This window comes from Synechococcus sp. BA-124 BA4 (assembly GCF_034931165.1).
The window spans coordinates 1-23977 of the sequence record NZ_JAYGIA010000068.1 but is presented as its reverse complement, the minus strand read 5'-3'; the positions used below and the strand labels follow the sequence as shown (position 1 = coordinate 23977).

The window sequence follows — 23977 nt, the reverse complement described above, 5'->3', positions numbered from 1 at the left end:
ACCGGAGCAGGTCAGCCCATGACGGCTGAGGTCCCAACCTTCCACCCACGGCTGATCGACGGTCCCGACGCCGCGCCGGCCACTGTGCTGCTGGCCCATGGGGCCGGTGCACCGATGGACAGCCCATTTACGGCGGCCATCGCCAGCGGACTGGCCGAGTCGGGCTGGCGGGTGGTGCGCTTCGAGTTTCCATACATGGCCCGGCAGCGAATCCTGGAGCGCCGCCAGGGGCCCGATCGGATGCCGGTGTTGCAAGAGGCGTTCCGCCAGCAGGTACAGCTGGAGAAGGCCTCCCGGCCTGAGCTTCCAATGTTCATCGGTGGTAAGTCGATGGGCGGGAGGGTGGCCAGCCTGCTGGCCGATGAGCTGGCCGCCAGCGATGGGGTGCGCGGCTGTCTGTGCCTGGGCTATCCCTTCCGTCCGCCTGGCAAGCCGTTGCAGCTGCGCACCGAGCACCTGGCCGCCTTGCGGACTCCAACCCTGATCCTGCAGGGGGAGCGGGACAGCTTCGGGCGGCGGGGGGAGGTAGAGACCTACAACTTTTCGCCGCAGGTGCAGCTGCGATGGATCCCCAGCGGTGACCACAGCTTTAAGCCAACCCGCAGCTCCGGCCTCAGCGAGGCGGAGTACTGGGCCACGGCGGTGGCGTTGAGCGATCATTTCCTGCGTGAGCGCCTCTTTTGCTGAGCCCTGGTCTTCTGGAAGGAGATCGGCACCAGCGAGGCCGATCGGCTCTTCCATGCTGGAGGCCGCCTCGAAGGGGTCTCTCCATGCCTCGCCATCGTTACCGCCAGGATCCACTGCCGCTGGGAGCGGAGGCCCCCTCCGCTGAACTGTTCGGGCCGGAGCAGGCCAACCCACCCGGACTGCAGGTGGCGGAGCAGGGCCAACTCGCGGTGGTGCCGCTGGGGCCGTTGTTCGATGAATCCCAGAATCAGGGTACCGATATGGGATCTACTCCGAGCTCATGACCCTCTGGCTGATCCGCGCCGGCTCCCGCGGCGAGCACGAGCAGAAGTTTCTTGATGAGGGCCGGAGCTACGTCGCTTGGGAGGGCCTGGATGTCGACCTCGCCGCACTACACGACATGCAGGCGCTCATTGCTGGCATGGCTGAGTGCTATCCGGAGGAGAAGCCCAAGGCCCTGATCAACTGGTCGGCGCAGGTCTGGGCATTCGGGCGCGATATGGCAGTGGGGGATTGGGTGGTGATGCCCACCAAGCTCCAGTCGGGCATCTACTTCGGTGAGATCACCAGTGGTTATCACTTTGAGTCCAAGGGTCCGAATCCCTACTTCCACTGGCGCAGCGTCAAACGGTTCAGTGGCTTGATCCCCAGGAGCAGCATCCCGCAAGACCTCCTCTATTCCTTTGGGGCGTTCCTGACCATCTGCCGCATCCAGCGCAACGACGCCGAAGTCAAAGTGAGGGCCATGGGGGCCAACCGATGGCATTCAGAGAACGCTGGCGCGAGTATCGCCATGCCGAAGCAGGTAGGCACGGGCGAAAGTATCAGCGATCTCAGCGAAGCGACCAACGTCAACCTGGAGGAGCTCGCCGGCGATCAGGTCGAGCGGCTGATTGAGGCCCGCTTCAAGGGGCATGGCCTCACCAAACTGGTGGAGGCGATCCTGCGAGCTGAGGGCTACACCACCTACCGCAGCTCTGAGGGGGCTGACGGCGGCGCAGACATCCTGGCGGGAGGTGGTGAGCTCGGCTTCGGCAAGCCGAAGATCTGTGTGGAGGTGAAGTCAGGATCCGAGCCAGTGGATCGGCCGACGGTCGACAAGCTGATCGGCACCGGCCAGAAGTTCGGAGCTGAGACCCGCCTGTTCGTGAGCTGGAGCGGCTTCAGGCCCAATGTTAAGAAGGAGCTGGCAAGGGATTTCTTTCGGGTGCGACTTTGGAGCCGTAAGGAGCTTTTGGAGAAGCTCTTCTCCCACTAGGACCAGCTGCCCGAGGAAATCCAGCATGATCTGCCTTTGAAACGGATCTGGATGATGGCTGAGCGGGATGGCACTTAACTTGAAGCAAAAGTCTTGGCAATGGGGCGCCTCTCAGGCCTGTCGCTCACGAAATTGCCAGACCCTCAAGTCCTAATGGCTCATAAGCGCTGAAAGAACTTTAGAATAATAGTCGACCAGGCATCTTGAACGCTCGCGCAGATCGTCCATTAGGCTTTCTATAACCTCAGTCTCCGCGTCATATGAGGCTGCGTTGATAGATGCCATCGCTTCGTAGCCGGCTAGCACTTCTTCTAGTGAATAATATGCGGACAGGACACCCTCCAAGATATCGAATGCCGAGTCGTTAAGGGTCTGCAAGTCGTCTAATTCATCCCAGTCGGACCGTGCTTCGCAGATCTTCAGGATCAAGCCCCATGCCTGGTCCCTCTCATCCCTGTGGTTTTGTCGCCATTTCTCCAAATGCTTGGCCTCCGGGAAGATCAATGTCGCGATTTAAGGAGTGCCGTTGTCCGTTGTCGGTGGGGTAACTGGACTGGCAGGAATGAAAGTATATGGCCACCTGCGGCAGGCGAGTCGCCAGAGGGACAATGATGACTTGCCAATGCAGATTAATGTGATCAATCGGATTCGAAGCCCAGTCTGCTGAAAGGGTGGCTACTCGACCACCACGGCAGACCTGGAGGAGCAGTCTCAAAACTATGCATGTAGCGCATACTTTCCGCATGCCAGCCGCTGCCCAGACAAGCCAGGCAGCGGCTGGCGTTGCCACCAGGCAGACTGCCGCAAGACCGCTGCTGAGCTGCATGCGCAGACAACCTCGGTGCGGTCTACACCAGGGACCTCCCAGGGCAGCCCAGATTCTCCGCTGCATGCCCGCCCGCCGCTCCAGACCAAGGCCACCGAAGGTCGCCGGCGCCAGGAGTGACTTGGCGGCGCTGGGCTTCCGTGTGGCCGAGAGCGGCCCGCACACCAGCAAAACCCTGATGCTCCAGGAGCTGGAAGCTCTGTTGGCAGCGGTTCCGGCTGACGCTCCGGCGAAGGCGTACCGGGCCGCGATCGTGGAGGAGAACGTGCTGGGCAAGCGAACCCTCTCCACCCGCAAGGAAACGGCATCCCGGCTCACCGCCCTGCACGGCCTCGATCCCAGCAAGCCTCTGTTCCGGGTGCTGCGCCGTCTCTGGGCCGTGGATCCGGCGGCTCACCCCCAGTTGGCCCTGCTCAACGGCCTGGCCCGCGACCCGCTACTGATGGCTACGACGGGTCAGGTGATGGGGATGGCCCAGGGGGAGCTGCTGCAGCGCTCCGAAATGGTGGCGGCGGTCCAGGGCTTCACCCATGACCGACTCAGCGCCAAGGTGCTCGATGCGGTGGCCCGCAATACCGCCAGCACATGGACCCAGAGCGGTCATCTCAAGGGCAAGGTCAAGAAACTGCGTCAACCGTTGAAGCCCCATCCGGTGGCCCTGGCCCTGGCGTTGTGGCTGGGCTACGCCATCGGCAAGCGGGGCAAGGCCCTGCTCAGCACCCCCTGGGCGGCTGCGCTCGATAGCTCCAGCGCGGGGCTGCTGGAGCTGGCACAGCAGGCCAAGCGCCTGGGCTTGCTCAAGCTCTCCCACGGCGCTGGGGTAGTCGCCATCGACCCCAGTGGCCTCGATCCTCAGCAGAGGGGCGACCAACCATGAGCCGGATCGACGAGCTCGCAAAGCGCTACGCCGATCACATCGCTGTGCCCTGGCAGCAGGGTCTGCCCGCGGCCAACCGGGTGGTGATGCTGGTCTACGAGAAGGAGCTGGAGCGGCACCTGCGAGCCAAGCTGCTGGAGTTCGAACAGGCCACCAAGACTGCAGGCCATGGCTGGCAGCTGGTAGACCTCACTACCGCCTTTGCGGAGTGGATGGGCTGCATGAAGTACCGCGAGGAGTACTTCGAGCGGCCTAACGACATCCGCCTCAAGCTGGACTCCAGTTTCCTGCGCCACGTGGCAGACCTGATCAAGGCCCAGCTCAGCCAGGCCACCGACAACGACGTGGTGGCGCTGCTGGGGGCAGGAAGCCTCTTCGGGTTCCTTCGGCTCTCCGATGTGATTAAGGAGATAGAGGGCAAGATCCAGGGCCGTCTGGTCGTGTTCTTCCCCGGCCAGAAGGAAGGCAACAACTACCGGCTGCTCGATGCCCGAGATGGCTGGAACTACATGGCGGTGGGCATCACCCGCCATCCCACAGGAGCGGTGTGATGAACCAACAGATTTTCCAGACCCTGCAGCGCGACCCGCGCATCAGCCCACTGGCAAACAACGGCCAGGCACGCATTACCACGCTCGACGATGAGAATGCCCGGCGCGAGCTGGAAGGCGAGCTGAGCACCTTCGTGTGCGACGGCCAGTACGGCCAGGCAATGGAGCGGATCCTGCAGAGCTATCTGTCCCAGCAGGGGCAGGCACGCCAGAACGCTACGTGGGTGTCGGGGTTCTTCGGTAGCGGCAAGTCGCACCTGCAGAAGATGCTCGGCCACCTGTGGGCCAACACCGAGGTGAGACACGGAAAACGGGCCCGGGATCTGGTGCTGGAGCTCCCCGATGGGGTGAAGGCCCAGTTCCGCGAGCTCGACACCCTCGCAGCCAGAAACGGCAAACCGCTGATGGCCGCCAGCGGCGCCATGCCCTCCGGCGCCAAAGACGCCGTGCGCAAGACCGTGCTGGCGATCCTGCTCAAGGCGGTGGGCATGCCCGAGAAGGTGCCGCAGGCGCGCTTCTGCTTCTGGCTGCGGGAGAAGGGCTACCTCGATGCGGTGCGTTCCGCGGTGGAGGCAGAAGGCAGCCGCTGGCTAGAGGAGCTCGATGAGCTTTACGTGAGCCCGGTGATCGCCGGGGCCGTGCTGGAGCAGGACCGCGACTTTGCCGCTGGCAACCGGGAAGCACGCGACGTAATCCGCCAGCAGTTCCCCAACAGCGACAGCGACATCCCCACCGCCGAGTTCGTGCAGCTGACTCGCAAGGCGCTGGCACCCGATGGTGGCGAGCTGCCTCACACGATGCTCGTGCTCGATGAGGTACAGCAGTACATCGGCGACTCCAACGACCGGGCCACCGACTTCGTGGAGCTGGCCGAGGCGCTGCAAACAGAACTCGACAGCCGGGTGATGTTGGTGGCGTCCGGTCAGTCGGCGTTGTCCTCGGAAACGCCGCAGCTCCAGAAGCTCAAGGATCGCTTCCGCGTCACGGTGCAGCTGTCGGACACCGACGTGGAAACGGTGATCCGCAAGGTGATCCTCCAGAAACGTGCCGATGCTCAGGCTGCAGTGCAGCAGGTGCTGGAGGCGAATGCCGGTGAAGTCTCCAAGCAGCTAGAAGGCAGCCTGATCAAGGAGCGCACGGAAGACCGCCACGTGGCAGTGGCCGATTACCCGCTGCTGCCCACGCGCCGGCGCTTCTGGGAGGAGTGCTTCCGCAGCGTCGATGTGGCCGGCACCAACAGCCAACTCCGCTCGCAACTACGGATCATCTTTGACGCGGTCAAAGACATCGCAGAAGAAGACCTGGGCCGGGTGATCACAGGAGATGTGTTGTTCCAGGCCATGGGGCCCGACCTGGTGAACTCTGGCGTGCTGCTCAACGAGCTCAACAACCGCATCGCCGGCCTCGATGACGGTAGCGAGGAGGGCAAGCTCAAGCAAAGCCTCTGCGGGCTGGCCTTCCTGATCAGCCGGCTGCCGCGTGAGCAGGGCGCCGACAAAGGGATCCGCGCCACGGCCCGCACCTTGGCCGATCTGATGGTGCCGGATCTGCGCAAGGACAGCGGACCGCTGCGCAATCAGATCGCCGGCCTACTGGAGGCGATGGCAGAGGACGGTGTTGTGATGCCGATCCCTGCCGAGCAGGGGCAAGTGGAATACCGCCTGCAGACCACGGAAGGCGCCCAGTGGCAGCGGCTGTTTGAGGAGAAGCGCCAGGCGGTTCGCAACGATGACACCGAAGTCACCACCCAGCGCGAGCAGCGTCTCGGTTTGGAGCTCCAGAAGGAACTCAAGGCCATCCGCCTGCTGCAAGGCGACGCCAAGATCCCGCGCTCAATTGTCCAGTGGATCAATCCCGAGCCGCCGGCCCCCTCGCACGAGCAGGTGGTGGTGTGGATCCGTGACGGCTGGGGTTGCGGTGAGAAGGAGGTGCGCGACTCCGCCCGCGAGGCCGGTGCCGACGACCCCGTGCTGCACGTATTCCTGCCGCGCCGCAATGCGGAAGACCTCCGCAACCGGATCATCGATGCCACGGCGGCCCGCCGGGTGCTCGATCACTACGGCACCCCCTCCACGCCGGAGGGCCTGGAGGCACGGCAGGCGATGCAAAGCCGCCTCAGCCGCGCAGAAGAGGACTGCAACGAGCTGATCGCCGACGTGATCGCCAACGCCCTGGTGCTCAAGGGCGGCGGCATTGAGGAGTATGGCACCAAGCTGAGCGAGAAGCTGCAGTCCGCAGCCTCAGAGGCATCGCTGGCCCGGCTGTTCCCCGAGTTCCCCAAGGCCGATCACGGCAGCTGGGGCACTGCTGTGAAGCGCGCCAAAGAGGGCAGCGATGCGCCGCTTACGGCTGTGGGCCATCAAGGTTCCAACGACAGCCATCCGGTGGCTCGTCAGGTGATCAACGCCATCGGCGGCGGCAAGGAGGGCAGCGCCATCCGGGCAGAGCTGCGGGTGTCTCCTTATGGCTGGCCGCAGGATGCGATGGATGCAGTGCTGCTGGCCCTCCACCGCGATGGCACCCTCAGCGCCAAGGACAGCCAGAACAATCCGATCGCGGTTGGCCAGCTCGATCAGCAGAGCCTTGGAAAAGCCCGCTTCTACCTGCAGGAGGTGCGTCTCACCACCAAGGAAAAACTGGCAGTCCGGGGTGTCTATGGAATTGCCGGCGTAACGGCCCTGTCGGGACAGGAAGAAGCCAAGGCATGCGAGTTCCTCGATGCCATCGAGAACAAGGTTCTCCAATCCGGTGGCGATTCCCCGCTGCCCTCGCCAGTGAGCTCCACCCTGCTGAAGGAGCTGCGGCAAAAGAGCGGCCCTGAGCAGCTCAAGGCGATCCTTGATGCCAAGGATCAGCTTCAAGCGCTATGGGATCAGGCCTGCAGCCTGGTGGATCTGAAGCAAAAACGCCTGCCTGGCTGGGAACGACTGCAGGCTCTGCTGCACCAGGCCCAAGGACTTCCCGTACAGCAGGAGCTGGAGCCCCAGGTGGAGGCGATCAAAGGCCAGCGCTCATTGCTGGATCCCACCACCGACTTTGTGGCCCCATTGCTCCAGAAACTGGAGCAGGCACTCACGGCTGAGCTGGAACAGGCCCAACAACAGGTGAGCCAGGTGGTGGCAGCGGAACTGCAGCAACTGCAGGCCAGTGCCGAGTGGCGGGGCCTGCCAGAAGCCGAGCGCAGCCGCATCAGCCAGGCCCTGCAGCTGCCTGCAACACCCCCATCGGCCGAACCCGTGGATCGGAGCCGATTGCTGGAAGCGCTCCAACAGCGCTCCATCACCAGCCGAAGGGAGCTGGCCGAGAGCGTGCCAACCCGTTTTGCCAAGGCCCGCACAGCGGCGGCTAAGGCACTGGAACCCTCCACTCAGGCCCTGAAGCTCAGCAGCGGGGTACTCAAAGACCCAGAAGCACTTGATGCGTGGTGGGCAGCGGAGCGCCAGAAGCTGCTGACAGCCCTGCAAAACGGTCCGATCCAGATCAACTGATTCCCAATGCCCGCCCTCCCCTCCGATCTGCGTAAGACCCTCGAAACCACCGTGGTGAAGGCCCGCGAGCTGGCCGAGCGCGGGGCGCGGGATGCCCTCACCGCCCTGACAGTCGGTGCAAGCGAGCCGTTCTCCTCAATGAGTGAGGACGAGCGCAAACTGCGCAATCGCCTGCGCGCCCATGGCCGCCAATTGGGGGATCAACGCGACGCCCAGAAGGGAACACAGGCGATTGATCGCTTGGTGCGGGAGATGGCCTATGAGCACTGGCACCGGATGCTGTTCGCTCGCTTTCTGGCCGAAAACCAGCTGCTGAACGAACCCACGTCTGGGGTGTCGATCAGCCTCGATGAATGCGAAGAGCTCGCTGCAGAGGAAGGTACCGATCTCTGGGGATTGGCCGCACAGTTCGCCCAAGAAATGCTGCCGGAGATTTTCCGCACGGACGATCCGGTGCTGGTGCTCAGCTTGCCCCTGGAGATCCGCCAACAACTGAAGGCCCTGGTGGCGGGGTTGGATACTGAGGTGTTTACCGCTAGCGACAGCCTGGGCTGGACCTATCAGTTCTGGCAGACGAAGCGCAAAAAAGAGGTGAACGATTCTGGCGTGAAGATCGGCGCCGATGAACTCTCCCCGGTCACGCAGCTGTTCACCGAGGACTACATGGTGGACTTCCTGCTGGACAACACCCTCGGCGCCTGGCACGCCGGCAAAGTACTGGCTGCCAATCCCCACCTGGCCAGAATTGCCCAAACCGAGGAAGACCTGCGCCAGGCCGTGGCCCTTCCGGGCTGCCCCTGGAATTACCTGCGTTTCGTGAAGTCAGACGATGGCGAGTGGGCACCGGCGGCTGGAACCTTTGAAGGCTGGCCCAGAACTGCGGCTGAACTGAAATGCCTTGATCCTTGCATGGGCAGCGGACACTTCGTGGTCGCGATGTTCGAGCGCTTGGTGGCGCTGCGGATCGAAGAAGAAGGGCTGAGCGAAAAGTCTGCAGTGGTGCACGTCATTGACGGCAATCTGTACGGATTAGAAATAGACCCGCGCTGCACTCAGATTGCGGCATTTAGCCTCGCATTAGCCGCATGGCGGCGCGTGAGCTACTGCAAGCTGCCGGCGATGAATCTGGCCTGCTCAGGCCTATCTCCCAATACCAGCGAGGCTGAGTGGTTGGCTTTGGCTGGCGATAACGAACGGATCAGGAATGGCATGGTGCGCCTCTACCGACTCTTCGAAAAGGCAGCGGTATTGGGCAGCCTAATCAACCCTCGTGACAGCGAGACTGATTTATTAGAAGCTGGATTTGAAGAACTCCAACCCATCCTTGAGCGAATGCCTGTTGAAGGCTCAAAAGATAGCTTGGGTCATGAAATCGCGGTTGCAGCCTGCGGGATCTCCAAGGCCGTTGCCATTCTATCGAGGCAATATACATTGATTGCTACCAATGTCCCTTTCTTGGGGCGCGGCAAGCAGGGTGATCAAATCAGAAAGTGGTGCGATGCGCATCACTCTCTTGGCAAGGCTGATCTTGCAGCAGCTTTCATAGAACGCTCCATGGCTTTTCTGCATCCTGGCGGCTCCGCTCCGCTAGTTTCGCCGCAGCACTGGTGGTTCCTGGCAAGCTACAAGCAGCTCAGAGGTGCTCTGCTTGAGCAATATAAGTTTGACTTTGGCGTGACTCTTGGAGAGGATGCCTGGCAAAGCTTTGGCGATCGTGGGCCAGTTGCAGTCCTGTTCTCTATTTCTAAACAGGCTCCACTGCCGAGCCATGCGTTTATGGGTATGGATGCTTTAAAGGCAAGGCCGATTTCCAAGAAGAAGGAAGTTCTAAAGAATTCCCAGACACTCTTCTTGGATCAGAAGGCTCAGCTTGCAAACCCTGACTCCCGGATCGCGGTTGCAGGAGCTGTCACCGGCTCCCTTCTTGAGGAGTATTCCAGTGCCTTTCAAGGGACAACTACCGGTGACAATCCACGTTATGTCGTCACATTTTGGGAGATCTCATCCATTAGCGGGAGATGGGAGTTTTTCCAGGGAATTGTAGACAAAGCCGTTCCCTATGGGGGGCGGAGCCAGCTTCTCCGCTGGGACGGTGGCGATGGCCCACTTGCTTCCAGTCCTGAAGCGCGCGTGCAAGGCCAGGCTGCGTTTGGAAGGCTCGGAGTTTTCGTTGGTCAAATGAGAGAGCTTGCCGCAACCATATATACGGGCGAGTTCTTCAACATGAATGGCAGTGCAGTTATCCCGAAGGATCGCAAGGATATGGCTGCTATTGCGACCTTCATGGCGTCGAACGAATTTACCAAGGAAGTAAGGAAGATTGACCAGGCATTAAAGGTAACTACTGCTACGCTTGTCAAGGTTCCCTTTGATCTAGCCCACTGGAAACGTATATCTGAGGACAAATACCCCCAAGGTTTACCTAAGCCAGCTTCTTCTGATGCAACGCAATGGCTGTTCAGTGGGCATCCTTCAGGCGCAAGTCAGTCGTTGCACGTGGCCGTGGCACGGCTTATTGGTTTTCTTTGGCCACGCCAGGTCGGCTCAAGTTTTCCCGATTGCCCTGCGCTCGGTCCAGATGGCTTGGAGCCACTGGCAGATGAAGATGGCATCGTGTGCCTGACCCCCATTCGTGGAGAAGCTGCAGCGGCTGATCGTCTTCGTGGACTGCTTTCTGCAGCCTTTGGCAATGAGTGGAGCAATGCCAAAGAACGTGAGCTCCTGCTGGAAACAGCAGTGGCCAATGACACCAGAAGAGCCGCTACCGACCTAGGCGAATGGCTGCGCCAGAGCTTCTTTGCCGAGCACTGCAAGCTATTTCAATCGCGTCCTTTCATCTGGCAAATCTGGGATGGCAATCCTAACGGTTTCAGCGCCCTCGTGAATTACCACAAGCTCGCTGCTCCCAAAGGTCAGGGTCGTAAAACTCTTGAGCAGCTTACTTACACTTATCTAGGCGACTGGATCGATCGTCAGAAGCTCGATCAGTCCGAGGGAATCAACGGTGCCGACGATCGGCTTGCCGCTGCCCTCGATCTCCAAAGTCAGCTCAAGAAGATCCTCGATGGGGAACCTCCCTATGACCTCTTTGTCCGCTGGAAGCCACTGCATCAACAAGCGATCGGCTGGGATCCCGATATCAATGACGGTGTTCGCCTCAACATCCGCCCCTTCCTCAGCGCCCAGCTACGCAAAGGAGGGAAGGCAGGAGCTGGCATCTTGCGCGCCAAGCCAGGCGCGATCAAGTGGACTAAAGACCGCGGCAAGGAACCGATGCGCTCCAAAGAAGACTTTCCATGGTTCTGGGGATGGGACGAGACTGATCCAGCCATGAACCCTTCGGACATAACTAAATGCGCCAACTATGGCGCTCCACCTGACATTACGGTTGATCAAGGGAATAAACCTCGTTATCAACCAGTCCCAGCAGGCAAAAGCTTCGATGGCAATCGTTGGAACGACCTTCACTACAACCGTGCAGCCAAGGAGGCTGCCAGGGCTCGTCATCGGGGTGAGAGTTGATCCATGGCGGCACGCACCCTGCTCGATTTCTTGATTCAAAAGCTGCGCGGCTGCAACGTCCACGGCGATGCGGAAGAGTCGCCGGTTGCCATCCTCTGGACTGATCCACGCAGCGAGTGGAAACCGCTGATTCCTCTGCTACGGCAGCAGTTGCCTGAGCTGCTCTGTCTGGGTGACTACGACCCCGATCACCAGCAGGGTCCGGCGCTCTGGCTGCGTTGCATTGTGGATCGCAGCTTGCCGGCGGATGAAGCTGCTGTCGGAAAGGTGCCGATGATTTACCTCCCGGGCGTTAGCCGGCAGGAGCTGCGGGCAGGCGAGGGTTGCCCCTGGGCCCTGGAACTCCTGATCGAGCTGATGTTTCGCGGGAGCCTCTGGCTCCAGCGCAATGGGCGCGACTGGACCCTGGCCGCCTTCCTCAGCTCCGCCGATGCCCTGAATCTCGATTTGGCTGGAGATCAAGCCACCAAGACAGCACTCAGCCGTGCCCTCACCGAACTGGCCAGCATGCCCATCGACCAGCTGAGCGGCAAGCGGCTGGAGGCAGAAGACTTCGACGCCCTGCTGGCTGACGACCCTACCCGCGACCTGCTACAGTGGATGGCCGATCCCCAGGCGTTCCAGTTGCGCTGCGCACGTGAGCGCTGGAGTGCGCTCACCGCCATCTGGAAGAAGGAGCTCAAGTTCGATCCTGCCAAAGACGGTGAGCTTTCAGCCGCCGAACGACTAACCAAGGGGAAGGGCGGTTGGGACAAAGTCTGGCAGCGCTTTGCCGATAACCCCACGGCTTTCCCGGGCATTCCCGAGCTGCTGCGCCGTATCGAGCCGGAGCAGATGGGCCTGGCCGTCGGCGCTCAAGACCTCTCCCGCTGGCCCTCCCACAACGCCACCTGTGAGGACCAGGTGCTTGCCGATCTCCAGGGCCTGAGCGGCAAATCGCATCCCGAGGCCTGTCGGTGTGTGCGGGAGCTGGAGGCCAAGCACCGCGAGCGGCGCAGCTGGATCTGGGCTCAGCTCGGGCTCTCACCCATGGCAAAGCTGTTGGAACCGCTTGGGCTGTTGGCCCAGCGTGCCGATCAGCCCCTAGTGGGAAGCACGTCTGAAGACTTCATCGCGCTCTACACAACCGATGGTTGGGAGGCAGACCTCTCCGCCTGGCGGGCCCTGGCGATGGCAAGCACATCCCAGGAAGACGTGGTGCGCAAGGTGGTGGCAGCACTGCTGCGTCCCTGGCTGGATGAGACCGCCACCCGCTTCCAGAAAGCCGTCGCCTGCAGTGGCCTGCCTTCTCCTGCAGACCAAGGCGCCATTACCGCCGATCCCGGAGAAGTGCTGCTGTTTGCCGATGGCCTCCGCTACGACGTGGCCAGGCAGCTCCAAAAAGAGCTGGAGGTGATGAGCATCACCGGCAGCCTCACCACCCGCTGGGCGGGGTTGCCCACCGTCACGGCCACGGCCAAGCCCGCCATCACACCCCTGATCGGCGAGATCCAGGGCCAGTCGTTGCCAGAAGACTTCGCTCCATCCTTCGGCTCCGGCAAGCCCACGAGTGCAGCTGAGCTGCGCAAGGCACTCACCGCTCAGGGCTACACGGTTCTGGGCGATGACGAGTTGAACATCCCTGCTGGTCCAGAGGCACGCGGCTGGTTGGAGATCGGCGACCTGGATCACCGAGGCCATCAACTCCAGAACGACCTGCCGCGGGTGATTCAGGACGAGATCGAACGGCTGGCTCTCCGCATTCAGAAGCTCCTCGATGCCGGTTGGCGTTCGGTGAAGGTCGTCACCGACCACGGCTGGTTGTTCTGCCCCGATGGCCTGCCCACCGCCGAGTTGCCCAAGCACCTGACCGCCAGCAAGTGGGCCCGCTGCGCCGCCATCAAGGGTGACTCCCAGGTGCCGGTGCCCACCGCCACTTGGAGCTGGAACCCCGGCGAGCAGTTCGCCACCCCCAACGGCGCTGCCTGCTTCAACACAGGCGGCAGCTACTCCTATGCCCATGGCGGCATCAGCCTGCAGGAATGCCTCACCCCCGTGCTGGTGGTCTCTGGCGGATCTAGCAGTGCCCCTGCAGCTGCCATCTCCGAGATCAGCTGGAAGGGGCTGAGGTGCTACATCAAAGCCATAGGTGTAATTCGAGGAATGAGAGCTGATCTCAGAGTTGAGTCTGCATACGGACCTTCGGCTGCTATATCTCGAAAAGAGTTTGAGAACGGTCAAGCAGCCTTGCTACTCGAAGACGCGGAATTGATAAACGTGTCTCTTGTCGCAGTTATGCTAGACGCGACGGGGAAAGTGGCATTCCAAAAAAAGACTCGGATTGCCTGATTATCGAGAAAGTCCATGTATCCACTTTCGAGCACGGACCTAGAGACCCTCTCATTGATGGGTATATCCAGTGATGCTCCTTACCTGAGAAGCACCGAAAACTACAAGCTCCAGCCGAAAGAATTTAAATTGTGGATTCGCTGCATGGAGGCAGGGCTTAAGACCTGGCTTGACTTGGGAATGGAAGCAGAAAGGTTCAGGTTTGGCATTTGGCCCAGCTGGCACCACCAGAGAGCAGCAGTCAATCTCATAGCCGAGAACTCTGACTTCTTCAGTGTCCCGCAGAAATGGGCAGAGCTCGCTTTTCGCCTAGAACTAACCCCATCACTTCTCGACAAAAAGGTTGCAGATCACAATCACAAGCGTAACCAGCAAAGACAAGAATGGAACTATGCCATGCAGATTATTGCATCAATCCCTGCAAAAACGATAGCGGAGATTGATACAACGAGCTTCTTCGCCGTCATCCAGAGTTCCATTGACAGACTTAAGTGGGGCTCAGGTTATGATCGCGCCGACACATGCTCTTGGCCAGAGAAACGCCTGTCATCAGAAGAGCTTGCCGAGAGAGCAATTGAGTTGCTATTCAGAAAATCAGCGATCTTGCTGGCCTCTTGCAGGCCTGTCGATCTCTTAGACCCAGAGGTGATCTCTGATCATGCCAATGTGCTTGATGAATTGATACCTCCCTTGGGCAGGCATCCTGAGATCTATATAATGTTCTCCATTATCAAGGCAAAGTCAGGCGACTACAACTTTTCCAAGGACATTGCTGGCGAGCTATCGTTAAAATTTGATGACCATGCTCACCGACTCAGCGAGGCATGTGCTGACTTCAGCTCAAAGGCTATAAAACTAATCTCTAAGCCAATCTCCCAAAAGACTGACTTCTCGCTTCTGCATGCGGAATGGCTCGGCGAGAATCAAGGACGAATTAAGGGGATTCAAGCGCCAGAATATTCACAAGACCGGCCGATGAGAAGTTATGATGCGCAGGCTTACCTAATGATACTACGCAAGGGTGAGATACTGGCCCCAACAAAAGAAGCACTGCCGCAAAATCCGTTCGAAGTTGGCTTGCCGCATGAATGGGAGCTGCTAAAGAGCTTTAGATATCCTCGGTACATGGAGATGTCCCATAATACATTTCGTGTTTGGATTGACAGTTTAAGCGCGTATTGGCGTCCTATTGTCCAAGCCAGATGTGCCCTTGGCGACAGCTCTAGAAACAAGGAAGCCTACCTTGCAAAACTCTCCAAGGTCATAGAAGTCGACGTATGCAGCAACGGCTTTGAGATTAGCGATGCAGAGGTATGGGAGAGTCTTGATTCGAAGCTGCAGGGTCAAATCCATGATCAGATCGAACAAGGCCTAGCAGTTGGCCCCATACATGCAGTCTGCAATATTGTTCGTGGGGCCTGGATATACCCATACGCCGAAGAAGAAGAATGATTCAACGCGGAAGCCCTGTTCACTCTGTAAGTACATTATCAATTATAGCTGCCTGCCAAATTCTTCAGACCCCTTCTCCCATCTAGTCCAAAGTACTACTGTTCCCCGATGGACCATCTCGATCATCTCGGTGCCATGGCCTTTGATGGCTTCCTGGTCCGCAAGGATCTGGTGCGCAAATACTCACGCCAGTACCCGGTGCCCACCTACGTGGTGGAGTTCCTCCTGGGTCGCTACTGCGCCAGCACCGATCCCGCCGAGATCGAAGAAGGCCTGCAGATCGTGGAGAAGCAACTCCAGGGGCGCACCGTCCGCACCGGAGAGGAGGAGCTGTTCAAGGCCCGTTCCCGTGATCAGGGCAGCGTCAAGATCATCGACATCGTGCGGGCCCGGCTCGACACCCGCACCGATTCCTACGCGGCAGAGGTGCCCAGCCTGGCCATCAAGGACGCCCAGATCGACGACGAGCTGGTTCGCGCCAACGAGCGCATGCTCACCGATGGCTTCTATGCCGAGGTGTCGCTGGAGTACGACCCGGTGATTGCCCAAGAGCGCAACGGCCGGCCGTTCCGCATTGCCGGGCTGCGGCCGATCCAGATGTCCAACCCCAACGTGCTGGGGATCCTGGCCAAGGGCCGCTCGACCTTCACCACCGACGAGTGGCGCGACTTCCTGATCCGCTCGATCGGCTTGGAGCCAACCGCCCTCGATGAGCGGGCCAAGATGGTGGTGCTGCTCCGCATGGCTCCCTTCGTGGAGCGCAACTTCAACCTGGTGGAGCTGGGCCCACGCGGTACAGGAAAGAGCCACCTGTTCCAGCAGATCTCTCCCTACTCGCACCTGATCTCAGGCGGCAAGGCCACCGTCGCCAAGATGTTCGTCAACAACAGCAACGGCCAGCGCGGCCTGGTCTGCCAATACGACGTGGTCTGCTTCGACGAGGTGGCAGGGGTGTCGTTCGATCAGAAGGACGGCGTCAATATCCTCAAGGGCTACATGGCCTCCGGCGAGTTCAGCCGCGGCAAGGAGAGCATCCGCGCCGAGGGCGGGATCGTGATGGTGGGCAACTTCGATGTCGATGTTGAGCAGCAGCAGCGCATCGGCCACCTGCTCAGCCCCCTGCCGCGCGAGATGCGCGACGACACGGCCTTCCAGGACCGCATCCACGCCTACGCCCCGGGGTGGAACTTCCCCAAGCTCAACCCCAACGAGCACCTCACCAGCCACTTCGGCCTGGTGAGCGACTTCCTCAGCGAATGCTGGAGCCGCCTGCGCGATGGCAGCCGCTTGGCGGCGATGCAGAACCGTGTGCACCTCGGCGGCGCACTGAGCGGCCGCGACATCGAGGGCGTCAACAAGACGGTGAGCGCCCTGATCAAGCTGCTGTTCCCAGATCCCGAGATGGAGATCCCAGACGAGGATCTCGAATGGATCGTGCGCCTGGCGCTGGAATCACGCCGCCGCGTCAAGGAGCAGCAGAAGCGCTGCCTGAAGAGCGAGTTCCGCAACACCCACTTCAGCTACACCCTGGGCCTCGATGGGGTCGAGAAGTTCGTGGCGACGCCCGAGCTCCACAGTGACGACGCCATTGATGGAGATCCCCTGCCGCCTGGCCAGGTGTGGGCCATCAGCCCCGGAACCGGCGAAACCAGCCCCAGCCTCTACCGAATCGAGGTGGCCGTGGGGCCCGGCAGCGGGGTCAAGATCCTCAACCAGCCCGTGCCACCTGCCTTCCGTGAAAGCACCAAGGTGGGCGAGCAGAACCTCTACGCCCGAGCCAAGAGACTGGTGGGTGACCGCGACCCACGCGGCCATGAGTTCTCCATCCAGCTGCGCGCCATGGACAACGACCGCAGTGGTGCCGGCCTCGGTTTGCCGATCCTCGTTGCTTTTGTGGGTGGGTTGCTGGAGCGCAACACCCGTGGCAGCACGATCATCTTCGGCTCCCTCAACCTGGGCGGCTCGGTCGAGATGATCCCCAACGCCGTCGCCATCGCCGAACTGGCTGTCGAGAAGCAGGCCAAGGTGCTACTGATGCCCGTCTCGGCACGCCGGGGGCTTAACGATCTACCGGACGACCTCTGGACCAAGATATCGATCGAGTTTTACAAGGATCCTGAGGATGCAGTTTTTAAGGGGCTAGAGGAGTAGTCGACTTGTCCCGGTAATGGCCGCAGTGTACTTTGGCAATTCAATGAGCTTTCTGAGCCCAGACCTTCAGCAACTCGGGCTGGTCGCTAGGATCAAGATAAAATACCCTCACCTGTCACTCGCGTGAGAAATGAGGCGAGCTGCGCTGCATCCTTAAGCTTTCGCGTCTGGCCACAGCCAATATGTGGGCATTTTAAGTAGTAGTAGTCAAGGATATTTCCCTCTTCGGCTGTTTGTTTTTCCTGCAGTATTAGTGGAAGGCCGTGAACAGGACAGTTCACGTCAATATCTTGCGCGCCGACAACTTGGCTCATCTTCTTCTCGATTACCTTGAGAGCTGGCTTCTGGGCAGTAATCAGATTGAACTGCTCTCGGGTGATCTCCAGCTCGGGTATGCCCGCTTTATGCAACAGCGCGAAGTCCTGTTCGCTGAATGACAGAGTTCCATCGCATCGCCCTGGCATGCCTTTGGGGATGTAGAAGTTTGTGCAGGCCCAGAAGTAGTCCTGCATGGTAAGGATACTGGCTTTTGGATTGTTGCGCCTATTGAGATACATCGGAGCTTTGCATCTCGGGCACCGCTTCATTCGGACTGCAGGTCCTCGTGACCAGTCAAGGATGTGCAGATAATCCTGCGAAAGTGAGGTGGCCGCAGCTTCGCTTCTCTCCTCCAGAATCTCGGATGTTGTTTCTTCAGACCGCGCCTGTTGATGCTCCTCAGCCAGCTCCATAGCCGTTTTTCGGAGCTTTTCGAGTCGCTCCCTATCAGCGTGATTCAGCTGGCCATCACGCCATAGCTTGCGTTCCAGATCAGTAATCTCTCCATCGGCCTCACGAATGGAGTGCCTGATTTCTTCTGAAGGGCGACTTACACCTGCCTGAGCTGACGTCCACTTTGCCCAATCTTCTCTCAAGGACTGGACAAAGGATTCGACGCCCCTTTGGACCGCTCGAACTGCTGACTTGATGATGGCTCCCGAGCCAGGGAGGATTGAGTCGAGAAAGCGAAGCAGCATCGTTCAGCTGGCTGTGCGAAGGCTGAGGGTCGTATCAGTTGTTGCCTTAGCGTAGCTGGAGATAAAACCATAGGCAAATCTGTAGCCGATGATTCCAATGGCTACCGCTGGGTTCGCCATGCATAGCGACACTGTTGCCATTGTTCCGAGGGTTCTGGGTGTCGCATCGCGGAACGCCTCTTCCGGTGTCTGCTGACCATTGAGCACGGAGCCGAAGCAACGAACCATGTCGACGCCAACAACACCAGCCCCCGCTGCCAAGGGGTTTGCGCCTACCAGGGCCTGTGCTGCAGCAATGAAACCAGCACGGCCTAGGCTTCGCATTGCACCGTCCTTTACTCGATCCGGAATCGACTTGAGGATCGTCTCGGATCGGGCATTATCTCCTCTTGCGATCGCGCCTAGGCATTCCGCAAAGCCACCCACGGCACTCATTCCGGCTCCTGCCATTGCACCTGCTGTGAGTGTATGGGCTACGCCAGTTACCTTTTCTCCCATCATCTGATGCTGCACTTCTGTTCTTTGATCATCGACATAGCCGTGAGGATCGCGGGCAATCCGTTGTGCTTCTTCCTGGGTGAAAGAAACCTGAACCCGTTGGTCCGGTGACGTGTATGTCTGGCTGCCGCCATCTACCGTGCCCGCCTCCAGGTTGTGCAGCTTATGCATATCTCCGTAACGGTTGTTATCAATGGAGCTGCTCACATACTCGTTGCCACCTGATTTCACCTGGATTTCATCAACAACATCACCTGTTCTCAAGTCAATGATCTGTATATCAGGAGAGTTCTGCGATGTGCTGCCGCCAAAGGACTCGGTGCTCACAGCTCGATAGGGGCTTTCACTTGCTGCAGCCTGCGCGTTGAAACCATTGATGACTTGGAACTCTGCTGCAAACCCCTGGCAGTTTGGATTGCCGCTTAACTCTCCCAGATTGGTGACCAGTCCGTTGCCTGGAGCATTAGTCGATTCAAGTGTTCTGTTCCAGAATGGGTCGTTCAGGATTTGCGCTGCATCGTTGGATCGTTCCACTGCTTCTGTCCCAGCTCGATAGGCAATGCCTGCGGTCACCCCTCTCTCCAGGCTCAGCTGATGACCGTCGAGGATCTCTAGGGAGTCTTCGTCTACCTCTGTGGCATTGTAGAGGTGTTGAGCCAGGCAAGTCCTCTGAAACTGCAACGCAATCTGAATACTTGTCTGACAGATCTGGCGAAGTCGCTGTAGCAGCCAATCCGGGATCTCGGCGTCTCCTCGGACAAGAGCCGATGTCATGCATGTGAACTGCGGTGAAAAGCGGACGCAGAAGCCCTTGTTGGTTCTGGTCCAAAGCTTCTTCTTGTCTAGGAAGGCATGACCACTGAATCGGTCAAGGTCAGGGTGTGAATTTGCAAGCTGCAGGATCCCAGTAGTGATGGCGTTCTCGAAGCAGTCCTGGGTTGCATCCAGAAAGCCCTTGCTAACGAGGTAGGCCATCTCGCGCGCGGCGACGTGCTCGATCCATGTTGGCCTGCCTGGGAGGCTTTTGGCCATGAGGTCTCAGCCTTGCGTCATACTGTGGGCATCAGGGGTCACATCGTCCCCACGCCCAACCCGTGCCCAGCCCGCTCCAGCACTGGAATGTGATTCGAGCCTGAGATGGCATCGCGGCTCAACGACCTCTAGAGCCTTTCTCTCAGCGCTCCCCCGACGCAGATGTAGTTCAGCCTGACGGCATACAAGGTGTCCAGATGAAGGTTTTCACCACCCTTCCACGGCAGCTGGTGGGGCTGGGCTGAGCCATAGGCCATCAACTGCGACAGGCGGTTCAGCGCTGAGGTCGCAGCCGACGGCGAATCGGTCGCACCACGGGCTTGAGCATCGACGGAATGTAAAGCTGCCGGTCGGTCCAGTGGGCGGCCAGGGCTGCCAGCAGGCTGTCACGGTCGCCGTGGATACGGAGCACGGCAGTGGCTGAAATCGCTTGCCACCAGCCTGATCTGACCGGCCCGATCAGCCATCAACTAAAGCGACAGCGGCGGGCAACCAATGGCATAACCGCGGCCATCGATCGCACCAGCGGTGGTCTTCCCCGGGCGATTGGCTGCGCTGTGGGGTCGATGCCGCAGGCCCTGCCATGCTCCGCGCCTTGGCAAGGGTTGCACCATCCAGTCGGGCTGTTCGTAGGGCTCCGCTGCGCTCCGCCATTGGGTGTGGCTGGCCCTTGCCCGGCTTCGCGCCAGCGCAGAAGGCGGCGGGCGGCTCGGCGGATCCGCTCGCGCTATCGGCCGTCGCTGGGCAGGCGATCCCGGCTCAGAGCGGCCTCTTGATCCGCTGGAGCGCCTGCATCTCGATGGTGGCGAGCTGCTGAGCGCCCTTGAGGCGTGAGGGCTGGGCGCGGATCTCCTCAGCGTGGCGGAGGGTCCGGAGGTCGTCTTCGGCCTGCCAGCGGGCCTACTCCTTGCGTTGCTGACGGCTGAGGGTGTCGGCCGAGGGGATTGGCAGCTCAGCGGTCGCCGCGGCCTTGCCCCTGGCCTTGCGGCGGCTGGGTTTGGCCTTGGCGGCGGGCTTGGTCTTCGCCTTGCTGGTGGCCCTGGTGCTGGTCCGCTTGCTGGGCATGGGCGCGATGTGGCTCACCCTCCTTTGCCATCAGTGGTGCTGCGCGAGCAGGCCTTCAAGCTCCTGCAGCACCGGCCCTGGGTGCTGCATCTGGGCCTAGAGGGCGGCATCGATCTCGCCGATGCGACGGGGGAGAGATCAAGGCTGCTTCCGCGCTGGGATTGTTCCTGCTGGCCCTGCAAACGCTCGTGTTTCTGGCCGCCTCTGGCGCCCTGGGCCTGGCGGCCATCGGTGGCCTGGCCTTGGCCCTGAACCGCCGCCAATCGCAGACGGCGTGACGGCGCTGCCGCCATGGCGGCCCCTTTTGCGCGCTGCCCGCGAACGGGAAGGCCGCTCGCCAGCGGCGCGGTGGTTGCAGCTCGCCACCGTCGCCGCTGATGGAACACCACGGGTGCGCACCCTGGTGTTCCGTGGCTGGGCCGATGGCGCTGCGTTGGATCTGCTCACTGACGGCCGCAGCGCCAAACTGGTCGAGCTCCGGCAGCAGCCCGCCGTGGAGCTGTGCTGGCTGCTGCCCAAGGCCCGCTGTCAATTCCGCCTGCGCGGTGCGGTTCTGAACTTGCCCACTGAAGTGGAGTTGGACGAGCGGCAACGGCTCTCCCCCGAAGGTCGTGCTCTCTGGGGTTGGCCCGAACCCGGAGCACCGTTTGATGCCGCAGCGTCTTTCCCGGCTGAGCTCGTGGACGACACTGCGCTGCCGGAGCATTTCCATCTGCTGCGGATCGGTCTCGAGCAGGTTGAGTTGCTGGAGCTCGGCGGTCATCCACATCAGCGCCGTCGATGGCGCCGGGAAGGCCGTTGGAGCGAGGAGTGTCTGAATCCCTGAGGGGATGCCAGCAGGTGTCCCCTGCGTGCGTGGCCGCGCAAGGGCGTTGAAAACCGGCCCGCCGAAGGAGGTGAGATGCCCGGAGCATGGGGTTCTTGAAGCTCCCCAGCCATCGTTACAGCAAGCCAATCCGATCCCCCCCAGCGACTTCGGGCTGTGGACTTCTCAGCTGGTTCTCCCGCTGAATCCAGCCAAACTCAGCAGACTTCGAGAACCTGTCGCAGCCTTCGGAACCGCCATTCCGCAGCCCTGTGAGGGCGCCCAAGTGATCCAAGCGGCGGGTGGCTCACGATCTCCACCAGGTCCCAATACTTCTTGGGACCTGGGCCGTCGATGTAGAGGTAGGGATGCCCCTCTTTCTCGCTGTCGTGCCGAAGGATCAGAAAGGGATCACGGCGTGGGGCGTGATGCTCGACTGACCAGCCCGCACACTGTCGGATGCGTTTCTCAGAGTAACCGGGGATCAGACCTCCATGCCCGCCAAGATCCCTCGGGGTTAGTAGCTGCTCGTCAGTAACGGGTGTCAGCCGATCCCTGATGTGGGACGAATGGACCTGCGGCGAGGGTTCAGGCATCCCAGCTGCTTTGCAGCGCTCGCACAGCTCTAGATCGGAAACACTTACCTGCACGATGGATCCGACACAATCTCCCCAAAGGCTACCGAGATCGGCCGGGTCCACCAAAGCACCCTGCAGGCCTTTCCCCGGATTTCCCCCAATGTGAAGAGGGGTGCTTCGGGTCCTTTCTTCTGCAGCGTGGCTCCGGTTGCCAGCGCTCTTTGAGATAGAGCTACCCACCGCAGAGCGCCGCGCGGCTCAAGCTTCATGACCTCTGCCGTGCGGTCTGGCGCCAGCAACCCCCTCACAAGCTGGTGGCCTTCGTTTGCCTCGCGGTGTTCGACCCACGGCCACCAGACCGCCAGGGGGCAGGCAACACCCGTACGCCGCCGGCCCTAACACCTGCTTGGGCTGGGCTCGATAGCTGGACCTTCCACCTTCCAGCCAGGGCGCCGTGGGTCCAGGCCACGCGAAAACTCTCTGTTCTGTGAGCGCATCATTCAGCGCCTGTAACCGCTGAGTTGCCGGCTGACCTGCGGCTCTACGGATTGCGCCATGCCTTGGCCCTCAGACTCGGGCTGGAACTGCAGCTGAGCCCGAGAGAAGCGGGCGAGCTGTCGGGCCAAAGCCCAACTACCCACCTGCAGGTGCGCGGAAGGCGGCTGGACGGCCTACGCCTGCAATCGAAAGTACAAGACCTCGTCGGAAGACATTAATGGAAACGAAATAGTCAAAATCCGAGAAACTCGTCCATTGTTTGCTGCTTGCAGGTGCATTGATTGGGGTACAGTTAATTCGTGGCAGGTCGATCTGGCCCGCCCAGCTGTTTCTTCCAATCAGGATGTTTACTTCAACCACGCGAGAGGTGGCGGAATTGCTGCGCGTCAGTGATGCCACCCTGCGGCGTCTTCGTCAAAGCGGTGTCCTACGAGCCGGCATTCATTACCGAGCCATTGGGATCGGGACGCAGCGTCCTCCTTTGCTCTGGAACCGCGAGAGCGTTGAAGAAACGCTGGCGAAGCGCTCGCGGCGCGTCTTGTCCTGAGGAGAGAGCCCCCTCCGCCGTCCAGTGCAACAGGGACAGAAGCAACGCTGCGAGTGAATAGTGGAAAAGACCAGACCACCGAGCGCAGCTGCGCCCCGGGACGAGTCCAAAGAACCACCCCAGTGGCAGCTCCCGGTGCCACAACGCAATGGGGGCAACGCCAGCGACTGGCGCCGCCGCCAGCCAAGCCACCACCGTCAGTGGACTGATCCGCGCCGGACTGGTGGCCCAGGGCGTCGGCCTGGGCGATGCCGCCCCGGTTCGATCCTCCCACCGCCGGTACAGCAAGAGGGCGCCAGGGGCCTGACAGCAAAAAAACCGCTCTCCCGACGCCACATCGGGGAGCGGTTCAGAAACAACTCGCACCGGCTGACACCGGATTGATTGACTGATGACGAAACCTGTTGTGCACAGGATAGCCAGGCCCGAGGGCCAAGCCCACAACCTCACCGGGGAGGTGGGTCATGAATGACAACACCGTAGCGCGTCCGTTGCGTGCTGGCACGGGCCGCACCGGGGAGGTGTGGTCATGAATGAACGCCTCCGCGCCTCCACTAAGGGCCACTGGGCTCAGCTCTACCCCCAGGTCCTAGGCATCGCCCCCCAGGACTGCGGCCCCTGCCCGTGCTGCAACGCCGGCACCCTGGAGCCCTCGCCCGCCGCCTACGCGCTGCACGGTCTCGTCATCTGCTCCAACTGCGGGCCCCAGAACCCCGTCACGCTGAACGCCGCCGTCATGGGCGCCTCGATCGCCGAGGCCGAGGCCGACCTCGCGCGACGGCTGGCGCCGCCCACGCC

18 protein-coding genes are annotated in these 23977 nt (G+C 60.8%); 14 read left to right on the top strand and 4 right to left on the bottom strand.

The genetic code is table 11. The annotated features are described in order from the left end of the window. The first annotated feature begins 18 nt into the window (after window positions 1-18). From VB734_RS08260 to brxL, 10 genes are all read left to right on the top strand, one after another. Window positions 19-687 (top strand): alpha/beta fold hydrolase, encoded by a 669-nt coding sequence (locus VB734_RS08260; RefSeq protein WP_322781873.1) that lies wholly within the window; start codon window positions 19-21, stop codon window positions 685-687. Between the two features lie 83 nt (window positions 688-770). Beyond that, on the top strand, window positions 771-971 hold the full coding sequence (locus tag VB734_RS08255; RefSeq protein ID WP_322781874.1) for a hypothetical protein: 201 nt from the start codon (window positions 771-773) through the stop codon (window positions 969-971). After that, a complete protein-coding gene (locus VB734_RS08250; protein WP_322781875.1) occupies window positions 968-1945 on the top strand; it encodes a restriction endonuclease in 978 nt (325 codons plus the stop codon). The genes VB734_RS08255 and VB734_RS08250 overlap by 4 nt, the downstream gene beginning before the upstream one ends. Before the next feature lie 890 nt (window positions 1946-2835). Further along, window positions 2836-3648: a hypothetical protein gene (locus VB734_RS08245; RefSeq protein ID WP_322781876.1), complete on the top strand. Its 813-nt coding sequence runs from the start codon at window positions 2836-2838 to the stop codon at window positions 3646-3648. Further along, on the top strand, window positions 3645-4199 hold the full coding sequence (locus VB734_RS08240; protein WP_322781877.1) for a BREX protein BrxB domain-containing protein: 555 nt from the start codon (window positions 3645-3647) through the stop codon (window positions 4197-4199). The genes VB734_RS08245 and VB734_RS08240 overlap by 4 nt, the downstream gene beginning before the upstream one ends. Then, on the top strand, window positions 4199-7687 hold the full coding sequence (gene brxC / locus VB734_RS08235; protein ID WP_322781878.1) for a BREX system P-loop protein BrxC: 3489 nt from the start codon (window positions 4199-4201) through the stop codon (window positions 7685-7687). The genes VB734_RS08240 and brxC overlap by 1 nt, the downstream gene beginning before the upstream one ends. Before the next feature lie 6 nt (window positions 7688-7693). Continuing rightward, on the top strand, window positions 7694-11209 hold the full coding sequence (locus VB734_RS08230; protein WP_322781879.1) for an Eco57I restriction-modification methylase domain-containing protein: 3516 nt from the start codon (window positions 7694-7696) through the stop codon (window positions 11207-11209). 3 nt (window positions 11210-11212) lie between these two features. Further along, on the top strand, window positions 11213-13537 hold the full coding sequence (pglZ, locus tag VB734_RS08225) for a BREX-1 system phosphatase PglZ type B (RefSeq protein WP_322781880.1): 2325 nt from the start codon (window positions 11213-11215) through the stop codon (window positions 13535-13537). Window positions 13538-13552: 15 nt separating this feature from the next. Continuing rightward, the gene (locus VB734_RS08220) at window positions 13553-14989 is read left to right on the top strand and encodes a hypothetical protein (protein ID WP_322781881.1); all 1437 of its coding nucleotides are present in this window, start codon (window positions 13553-13555) and stop codon (window positions 14987-14989) included. A 108-nt stretch (window positions 14990-15097) separates the two neighbouring features. Then, window positions 15098-17140, top strand: coding sequence for a BREX system Lon protease-like protein BrxL (brxL, locus tag VB734_RS08215; protein ID WP_322781882.1), 2043 nt, complete (start codon window positions 15098-15100; stop codon window positions 17138-17140). Between the two features lie 92 nt (window positions 17141-17232). Here brxL and VB734_RS08210 read toward each other — a convergent pair whose 3' ends face one another. The 3 genes from VB734_RS08210 to VB734_RS08200 all read right to left on the bottom strand — a co-directional run bounded on the left by VB734_RS08210 (window position 17233) and on the right by VB734_RS08200 (window position 20098). Beyond that, the gene (locus tag VB734_RS08210) at window positions 17233-18156 is read right to left on the bottom strand and encodes a hypothetical protein (protein WP_322781883.1); all 924 of its coding nucleotides are present in this window, start codon (window positions 18154-18156) and stop codon (window positions 17233-17235) included. 3 nt (window positions 18157-18159) lie between these two features. Further along, window positions 18160-19629 (bottom strand): hypothetical protein, encoded by a 1470-nt coding sequence (locus VB734_RS08205; RefSeq protein ID WP_322781884.1) that lies wholly within the window; start codon window positions 19627-19629, stop codon window positions 18160-18162. A 331-nt stretch (window positions 19630-19960) separates the two neighbouring features. Next, window positions 19961-20098 (bottom strand): hypothetical protein, encoded by a 138-nt coding sequence (locus VB734_RS08200; RefSeq protein ID WP_322781885.1) that lies wholly within the window; start codon window positions 20096-20098, stop codon window positions 19961-19963. A 258-nt stretch (window positions 20099-20356) separates the two neighbouring features. On the opposite strand from VB734_RS08200, the gene VB734_RS08195 reads away from it, so the two are divergent. Then, the gene (locus tag VB734_RS08195) at window positions 20357-20503 is read left to right on the top strand and encodes a hypothetical protein (protein ID WP_323243240.1); all 147 of its coding nucleotides are present in this window, start codon (window positions 20357-20359) and stop codon (window positions 20501-20503) included. Window positions 20504-20586: 83 nt separating this feature from the next. Here VB734_RS08195 and VB734_RS08190 read toward each other — a convergent pair whose 3' ends face one another. Beyond that, window positions 20587-20751: a hypothetical protein gene (locus tag VB734_RS08190; RefSeq protein WP_322781886.1), complete on the bottom strand. Its 165-nt coding sequence runs from the start codon at window positions 20749-20751 to the stop codon at window positions 20587-20589. A gap of 262 nt (window positions 20752-21013) precedes the next feature. Between VB734_RS08190 and VB734_RS08185 the strand changes: the two genes are divergently transcribed. The 3 genes from VB734_RS08185 to VB734_RS08180 form a co-directional block, all read left to right on the top strand. Further along, window positions 21014-21577, top strand: a complete 564-nt coding sequence (locus tag VB734_RS08185; RefSeq protein ID WP_416223709.1) for a pyridoxamine 5'-phosphate oxidase family protein — start codon at window positions 21014-21016, stop codon at window positions 21575-21577. A 1398-nt stretch (window positions 21578-22975) separates the two neighbouring features. Then, window positions 22976-23179 (top strand): helix-turn-helix domain-containing protein, encoded by a 204-nt coding sequence (locus VB734_RS14650; protein ID WP_261349856.1) that lies wholly within the window; start codon window positions 22976-22978, stop codon window positions 23177-23179. 529 nt (window positions 23180-23708) lie between these two features. Further along, window positions 23709-23977, top strand: a 269-nt coding sequence (locus tag VB734_RS08180; protein ID WP_323243239.1) for a hypothetical protein, incomplete at its 3' end; no start/stop codon positions are given.

Coding starts and splice junctions, on each gene's coding strand:
- VB734_RS08220 (WP_322781881.1), top strand. CDS start 13,553: ATGTATCCACTTTCGAGCACGGACCTAGAGACCCTCTCATTGATGGGT.
- VB734_RS08210 (WP_322781883.1), bottom strand. CDS start 18,156: ATGCTGCTTCGCTTTCTCGACTCAATCCTCCCTGGCTCGGGAGCCATC.
- brxL (WP_322781882.1), top strand. CDS start 15,098: ATGGACCATCTCGATCATCTCGGTGCCATGGCCTTTGATGGCTTCCTG.
- VB734_RS08245 (WP_322781876.1), top strand. CDS start 2,836: ATGCCCGCCCGCCGCTCCAGACCAAGGCCACCGAAGGTCGCCGGCGCC.
- VB734_RS08250 (WP_322781875.1), top strand. CDS start 968: ATGACCCTCTGGCTGATCCGCGCCGGCTCCCGCGGCGAGCACGAGCAG.
- VB734_RS08190 (WP_322781886.1), bottom strand. CDS start 20,751: ATGCCCAGCAAGCGGACCAGCACCAGGGCCACCAGCAAGGCGAAGACC.
- VB734_RS08240 (WP_322781877.1), top strand. CDS start 3,645: ATGAGCCGGATCGACGAGCTCGCAAAGCGCTACGCCGATCACATCGCT.
- VB734_RS08255 (WP_322781874.1), top strand. CDS start 771: ATGCCTCGCCATCGTTACCGCCAGGATCCACTGCCGCTGGGAGCGGAG.
- pglZ (WP_322781880.1), top strand. CDS start 11,213: ATGGCGGCACGCACCCTGCTCGATTTCTTGATTCAAAAGCTGCGCGGC.
- VB734_RS14650 (WP_261349856.1), top strand. CDS start 22,976: ATGTTTACTTCAACCACGCGAGAGGTGGCGGAATTGCTGCGCGTCAGT.
- VB734_RS08260 (WP_322781873.1), top strand. CDS start 19: ATGACGGCTGAGGTCCCAACCTTCCACCCACGGCTGATCGACGGTCCC.
- VB734_RS08205 (WP_322781884.1), bottom strand. CDS start 19,629: ATGGCCTACCTCGTTAGCAAGGGCTTTCTGGATGCAACCCAGGACTGC.
- VB734_RS08230 (WP_322781879.1), top strand. CDS start 7,694: ATGCCCGCCCTCCCCTCCGATCTGCGTAAGACCCTCGAAACCACCGTG.
- brxC (WP_322781878.1), top strand. CDS start 4,199: ATGAACCAACAGATTTTCCAGACCCTGCAGCGCGACCCGCGCATCAGC.